The 4,338-nt window shown below is 61.7% G+C and carries 6 protein-coding genes; 3 read left to right on the forward strand and 3 right to left on the reverse strand.

From position 1 onward, the window contains the following. Positions 1 to 19: 19 nt before the first annotated feature. From GSQ89_RS24475 to GSQ89_RS39385, 3 genes are all read right to left on the reverse strand, one after another. Complete coding sequence (locus tag GSQ89_RS24475; protein WP_158930183.1) at positions 20 to 349, reverse strand: hypothetical protein; 330 nt, start codon at positions 347 to 349, stop codon at positions 20 to 22. Further along, on the reverse strand, positions 346 to 675 hold the full coding sequence (locus GSQ89_RS24480; RefSeq protein WP_158930185.1) for a hypothetical protein: 330 nt from the start codon (positions 673 to 675) through the stop codon (positions 346 to 348). The genes GSQ89_RS24475 and GSQ89_RS24480 overlap by 4 nt, the downstream gene beginning before the upstream one ends. Before the next feature lie 260 nt (positions 676 to 935). Next, positions 936 to 1,070 (reverse strand): DUF6429 family protein, encoded by a 135-nt coding sequence (locus GSQ89_RS39385; RefSeq protein WP_254073349.1) that lies wholly within the window; start codon positions 1,068 to 1,070, stop codon positions 936 to 938. A 199-nt stretch (positions 1,071 to 1,269) separates the two neighbouring features. Here GSQ89_RS39385 and ettA point away from each other — a divergent pair, with 199 nt between their 5' ends. The 3 genes from ettA to GSQ89_RS24500 all read left to right on the forward strand — a co-directional run bounded on the left by ettA (position 1,270) and on the right by GSQ89_RS24500 (position 4,138). Then, a complete protein-coding gene (gene ettA, locus GSQ89_RS24490; RefSeq protein ID WP_158930187.1) occupies positions 1,270 to 2,949 on the forward strand; it encodes an energy-dependent translational throttle protein EttA in 1,680 nt (559 codons plus the stop codon). Positions 2,950 to 3,015: 66 nt separating this feature from the next. Then, positions 3,016 to 3,450, forward strand: a complete 435-nt coding sequence (locus GSQ89_RS24495; protein ID WP_158930189.1) for an antitoxin Xre/MbcA/ParS toxin-binding domain-containing protein — start codon at positions 3,016 to 3,018, stop codon at positions 3,448 to 3,450. Then, positions 3,437 to 4,138 carry an RES family NAD+ phosphorylase gene (locus GSQ89_RS24500; RefSeq protein ID WP_158930191.1) on the forward strand — a complete coding sequence of 234 codons (702 nt, stop codon included), beginning with the start codon at positions 3,437 to 3,439 and terminating at the stop codon, positions 4,136 to 4,138. The genes GSQ89_RS24495 and GSQ89_RS24500 overlap by 14 nt, the downstream gene beginning before the upstream one ends. Positions 4,139 to 4,338: the final 200 nt, after the last annotated feature.

The raw sequence follows: 4,338 nt of genomic DNA on the forward strand, positions 1-4,338 counted from the left end.
TTGCGACAGAACCAGTTTATCAATGAGAGAGTTCCATGAAAGCCAGGATCGGAAGGAGCAGGGTCGCAATTAAAACGGCCAAAATCTTGAATAGGACTGGAACCTTCATGACATGGAAGATAATCTCCAGCCCACAGAAGAAAAAGAACCAGTTCTTCACAGAAGGTGACAATAGCAGAGTGCGTGCAATGATAGGATCGGAGAAAAGGAATCTGAAAGAAATGTAGAGGGCCGGGGCAGCGGCGATCAACAGGATCATCGCGTCGAGAGCCGTGTTGACGGCCGGTGTCTCGGTGAAGGCGGCAATCCAACCGACCCATGCGGCGAACCATGACGCGACGGTGCTCATGATGCGCTGTCCTGGTTCGCGTCGGGTGAAATTTTCTCCGACTTCAGCAAGCTAAAGGCAGCCGTCCATCCGACGCCGGCGGCGAGGGCCTGATAACCAGTCTTGGGTGAATAGAGTATGATCCCGATGCACGTGCCGATGATCGCCGACAGCACAAAGTCGCTCCTGAAATAGAAGCGCGGCGTCCTGTTGGGAAAAAATTTCGTCAGAAACTTCTGCGAGTTCTTCAGTCCCTTCTGTTCGCAGTATATGTAAGCCGTCACACAACCAAGCAACGTGATGCTGGGCAACGTTGCGATAGCCAGGTATGCCTGGAGATCCACCATAAAACTGACCCTCTCGGACCTGTGTCCGTAAACCGAACCGGATGTCAATTCCGTCGATTAGTGGGAAGAACGCGAGATATAGTAACAATGACTCGACCTCTAGTCAAGTAAAACGCGCCGTCAGGTTGCAGCGACCCGTCGCGCATGGGCCGCTACGCAGCGCAAACCTTGCCCGGTATTCCTGGATCAGGAAGCCATGCGCCGCCTCGCGCGAGACGTAGCCCGGCCCCGCATGAGCGACTCGAGGCCAATACAAACGCCTACTCCTCAGACCCCTTCCCGAACAGCCTGTTGAACAGCCGTTCGCTCTCCGCCAGACCCTCCTCGGTGAACCAGACGGACCTGGCCTTGCTTTTGGGATCGCCGATCATCCCCTTCTCGAACAAGCGGCCCATCGCGTCCCTTCCACGCCCGCGTCTCGCCGCACCGGGTCAACCAGGGCAACGCCAGCACCGCATCGTCGACCTTGTCTTCATCGATGTCCATGGCCATCTCCCTGCCCCCCTGGAACCGGCACCTCCCCCTACCCACGTCCCGCTACCCACTTGGGGCAATGCGGGTTAGAACCCGCTCCAAACAGCGAAGCGACAGATCATGGCCAGCTACCAGTACGTCTATGTGTTGAAGGACCTGACCAAAGCCTTCCAGGGCGGGCGAGAGGTGTTCAAAGGCATCACCCTCTCTTTCCTGCCCGGCGTGAAAATCGGCATCCTCGGCGTCAACGGCGCCGGCAAGTCGACGCTGATGAAGATCATGGCCGGCATCGAGACCGAATACGGCGGCGAAGCCTGGGCCGCGCCCGGCGCCACCGTCGGCTATCTGGCGCAGGAACCCGCGCTCGACCCCACCAAGACCGTGGGTGAAAACGTCGAGGAAGCCTTCGTCGAGCTCAAAGCCGCCCTGAACCGCTTCAACGAAATCTCCATGCTGTTCGCCGAACCCATGGACGACGACGCGATGAACGCGCTCCTGGTCGAACAGGGCGACCTGCAGGAGAAGATCGACTCCGCCGATGGCTGGGAACTCGACCGCAAGGTGGACATCGCGCTGGACGCACTGCGCTGCCCACCCGCCGAGTCCGCCATCACCATGCTGTCCGGCGGAGAACGCCGCCGCGTCGCCCTATGCCGCCTGCTGCTGGAAAAGCCCGACCTGCTGCTGCTGGACGAACCCACCAACCATCTGGACGCCGAAAGCGTCGCCTGGCTGGAGCACACGCTGCACGACTACGCCGGCACCGTGATGGTGGTCACCCACGACCGCTACTTCCTGGACAATGTCACCGGCTGGATGCTCGAGCTGGAACGCGGCCGCGGCTATCCGTTCGAAGGCAACTATTCCTCGTGGCTGCAACAAAAGCGCAAGCGCCTGCAGCAGGAGGAAAAGGAAGAATCCGCCCGCCAGCGCGCGTTGGCCGCGGAATCGGAATGGATCGCCGCCTCCCCCCGTGCCCGCCAGACCAAAAGCCGCGCCCGCATCGCGAAATACGAGGAAATGCTGCAAAAATCGCAGGAACTCGTCACTGGCGTCGCCGAAATCGCCATCCCGCCCGGCCCGCGCCTGGGCAACATCGTCATCGAGGCCGAGGATCTGCGCAAAGGCTACGGCAACAACGTCCTGATCGAGGGCCTCAACTTCAAACTGCCCCCCGGCGGCATCGTCGGCGTCATCGGCCCGAACGGCGCGGGTAAAACGACGCTGTTCCGCATGATCACCGGCCAGGAACAGCCCGACTCCGGCTCGCTCCGCGTCGGCGACACGGTGAAACTGGGCTACGTCGACCAGTCGCGCGACAGCCTGGACCCCGAGAAAACCGTCTGGCAGGAGATCAGCGGCGGTGATGAGGTGATCTACCTCGGCAAGCGCCCGGTGCAGTCGCGCGCCTACGTCGCGGCCTTCAACTTCAAGGGCTCCGACCAGCAGAAGAAAGTCGGCATCCTGTCGGGCGGTGAGCGCAACCGCGTCCATCTCGCGAAGATGCTGAAAATCGAGCACAACGTCCTGCTGCTCGACGAACCCACCAACGACCTGGACGTCGACACCCTGCGTGCGCTGGAGGAAGCCTTGGCCGAATTCGCCGGCTGCGCCGTGATCATCAGCCATGACCGCTGGTTCCTCGATCGTCTGGCCACCCACATCCTGGCGTTCGAGGGCGACAGCCACGTCGAATGGTTCGAAGGCAACTTCCAAGCGTATGAAGAAGACAAACGCCGCCGCCTCGGCGCCGACGCCACCGAACCCCACCGCATCAAATACCGACCTTTGGCGAGATAAGCCTCATTTGGTGCTTGTAATAACGTCATACGATGCCAACCTCCCGCGCATGCAGAGTTCACCCGCATGAGCGTCACCACCGCCCCGTCCACCCAGGCGACGCCAATCCAGCCGCAAAGTTTCGCGCGCGAAAGCGACCGGGCGCGGCTCACCCCGGCCGGCCTGGCAGGGCTGAAGTCGGTGGCACTCGCCTGGCGTCTCAGCGGCCACGAAGCCGCCGACCTGCTGGGCGTGTCCCCCAGCACCTGGGACCGGATCAGGGCCGGCACCTGGCGCCAATCGCTGTCGCAAGATCAGTTGATGCGGGTCTCCGCCATCGTCGGTATCTACAAAGGCCTGCACCTGCTGTTCGCGGACGACATGGCGGATCGCTGGATACGGCTACGAAACAGCGGGCCGCTTTTCGCCAATCTGACACCGGTCGAGGCCATGCAAGAGCACGGCATTCCGGGCATGATCGAGATCAGGCGCTACATCGACGCGTTGCGTGGCGGCCTCTAACCCCTATCCCGTCGCGACCGTCGCCATCGAACGCGCGGTCCGCCTCGTCTCCACGGCTCGGTTGCGCGATCCGGTGCTGCAGGGGCTGGTCGATTCCTCACTGCTGGATGACCTGGCGGAGATCGAGGCAGCAACCAGCTTCCGCCTGACGCGGCAATCCGCCGCCGCCAGCCTGTTCCCCAGCGGACGGCCGCATGCGAATTTCGTCAATGCGGCGTTTGCTTACTTCCGCCCGCGGGAGCGGAATCGCTTCAACGGCCCCGATCGGGGCGCCTGGTATGCGGCGCTGGCGGTCGAGACCTCGTTGCACGAAGTCGCGTTTCACCTGCGGCGCGAACTGCAACGGGTGAACGACTACGTCGCGACAGTTGACTATACCGAAATGTGGGCAAGCTTTGCCGGCGGCTTCGTCGATCTGCGCACCGTTCGCCCGGCGCCGGATTGCCTGCATCCGGACGCGGACATCGGCTATCCCGCCGGTAACCAACTGGCCCGAGAGACATTGGATGCGGGCTTGAATGGGATCATTTACCCCTCGGTGCGACACACTGGGGGCACCTGCCTGGTCGCGCTTTGGCCGCATGTCGTGCAATCGGTGGCACAAGGTCGGGTGCTGCGCCTGCGCTGGAAGGGAACGCCGGACCACACGATAGACGATGTGACGGGGGACGGTATTGTCTCAGTCTAATGCCGATCCCCGTTGAGGCCGACTTTTCGGTCGACTTCATCCGTCATGCCGACGGAGGTCGGCATCCACGCCTTTCACGCGAAAACAAAGGCATGGATGGCGGGCTCTACAACCGGGCACCTTGGTAACACTTCAGACCGGGCACATGGGTAACAGGTTTCCTGATTTGTTTGCACCAATTGTCGCGCATCCGGTTTCTT

This window comes from Acidisphaera sp. S103 (genome assembly GCF_009765975.1).
GTDB lineage: Bacteria > Pseudomonadota > Alphaproteobacteria > Acetobacterales > Acetobacteraceae > Rhodopila.

Excerpts from the sequence above, each read along its gene's own strand:
- GSQ89_RS24475 (WP_158930183.1), bottom strand. The coding sequence starts at position 349 with ATGAGCACCGTCGCGTCATGGTTCGCCGCATGGGTCGGTTGGATTGCC.
- GSQ89_RS24480 (WP_158930185.1), bottom strand. The coding sequence starts at position 675 with ATGGTGGATCTCCAGGCATACCTGGCTATCGCAACGTTGCCCAGCATC.
- GSQ89_RS39385 (WP_254073349.1), bottom strand. The coding sequence starts at position 1,070 with ATGGGCCGCTTGTTCGAGAAGGGGATGATCGGCGATCCCAAAAGCAAG.
- ettA (WP_158930187.1), top strand. The coding sequence starts at position 1,270 with ATGGCCAGCTACCAGTACGTCTATGTGTTGAAGGACCTGACCAAAGCC.
- GSQ89_RS24495 (WP_158930189.1), top strand. The coding sequence starts at position 3,016 with ATGAGCGTCACCACCGCCCCGTCCACCCAGGCGACGCCAATCCAGCCG.